Source organism: Chrysiogenia bacterium, assembly GCA_020434085.1.
Lineage (GTDB): Bacteria > JAGRBM01 > JAGRBM01 > JAGRBM01 > JAGRBM01 > JAGRBM01.
In genome coordinates this window covers 1-1566 of record JAGRBM010000521.1, presented here as the reverse complement: position 1 = coordinate 1566, position 1566 = coordinate 1, and the positions used below count along the sequence as shown (strand labels likewise).

General features: G+C 63.2%; 3 protein-coding genes. 2 read left to right on the top strand and 1 reads right to left on the bottom strand.

Annotated elements, in window-relative coordinates; translation table 11 throughout:
- On the bottom strand, positions 1-254 hold a 254-nt coding region (locus KDH09_17450; GenBank protein ID MCB0221487.1), incomplete at its 3' end, for a TetR/AcrR family transcriptional regulator.
- Positions 255-351: 97 nt separating this feature from the next.
- Here KDH09_17450 and KDH09_17445 point away from each other — a divergent pair.
- Both KDH09_17445 and KDH09_17440 read left to right on the top strand, forming a co-directional pair.
- Positions 352-1314: a hypothetical protein gene (locus tag KDH09_17445; protein MCB0221486.1), complete on the top strand. Its 963-nt coding sequence runs from the start codon at positions 352-354 to the stop codon at positions 1312-1314.
- Positions 1311-1566 (top strand): hypothetical protein (locus tag KDH09_17440; protein MCB0221485.1); only part of this gene is annotated, 256 nt, incomplete at its 3' end. The genes KDH09_17445 and KDH09_17440, both read left to right, overlap by 4 nt.

The window sequence follows — 1566 nt, the reverse complement described above, 5'->3', positions numbered from 1 at the left end:
GCCTTCGGCGCCGAGGCGATGGAGGCATCGACGAGCTTTTCGATCTCCAGGTAGAGCCGGCGGACGACCTCCTCGAACAGGGCCTGCTTGGAATGGAAATAGTAGAGGATCGCCGGGGCGCGCACATCGATGGCGGCGGCGATGTCCTCGAGCGAGGTGCCCCGGTAGCCCTTCTCGGCAAAGAGGGCACGGGCGGCCGCAACGACCCGCTCTGCGGTCTCGGGCTGTCCGGGGATTTTCTTGGGACGGGCCACGGCGCGTACCTCTTGACTAATTTAATACGATTAAATAATCTCCGGGTCAATAATTTAATCCCGTTAAGTTGCGGGGTTTTCGGGAAGGGCGCACGCGATGATTGAGCCGCAGGACGAGGAACTCCATCCGATCGGGAAAGAAAAGCACTGGCAGGAGAGCTGGTACTTTTCCTGGGCCGATCCGCGCCACGATGTCTTCGGGCTGACCCGCATCGGATTTCGTTTCAATGAGAACCAGATGGACGGGCTCGTGCTCACCATTCGGAAGGGCAAGCCAGAGTTCGTCTATCCGGCGGTGAATCTCAAAAAGCCCAAAGGCGGGTGGAGTGAGCAGAGCGCCAAGGGCGGACTGCGCACCGGCGGCCTTGTCTACACCTGTGAGGAACCGCTCAAGCGCTGGCGCATCACCCTCGAAGGGCGAAGCCAGATGGACCTTCTCTGGGAGAGCTACACACCGGCCTTCGACTATCACGACAGCGGGCGCGAGCTGCCGCCCAATGTCGCGGGCGAGCACCTCGAGCAGGCCGGCCGGGTGCGCGGCTACACGCGCTTCAAGGGACGCGAGCTGGAAATCGACGGTACCGGCGAGCGTGACAAGAGCTGGGGCGTGCGTGACTGGGCCAACGTCGAGGGGTGGAACTGGATCAGCGCGCAGTTTGGCGAGGATCTGGCGTTTAACTGCTGGGAGGGCTTCTTCAGCGGCAAGCGCTACATCAATGGCTACATCTTTCACGGCGGGAAGAATCACGCCATCGAAAAGCTCGAAGTGAAGTGGCACTGGGACGGCGGCAAAAAACACCTGCCCAAGGGCACGACCATCGAGATTCACGACGAGAGCGGCAAGCACTTCACGGTGAACTCCACGACCCTCGGGCGGGCGCCGCTCTACAAGAACGGCCTGTGGCTCGAAGAGTGTTACAGCCGCTACAAGATCAGCGCGCCGGGGCTCTCGCGAAACGGCATCGGCATCATCGAACACGCCTGGCACGCGGGAACGCTCCGCGCGATTGCCCGCACGCCGCGCGTCCTGAAGATGATGGGACAGCTCCTGCTACCGTGATCATCGAGCTCAATGAGAACACGCCCGAGCGCCTCGAAGTGCTCGGGGGCAAGGGCTGCGGCCTGGTGCGGCTGATTCGCGCGGGACTTCCCGTGCCCGAGGCCTGGTGCCTGCCTGCGGGAATCCATGCCGTCCACGGCGGAGAAATGACGCCGGCGCTTCGCAGGGAACTGCGCGCGTTCTGGAAAGAGCTGCGCGCAAAGTGGGGCGCGCCCCTGGTGGCGGTGCGCAGCTCGGCCACCGCCGAGGATC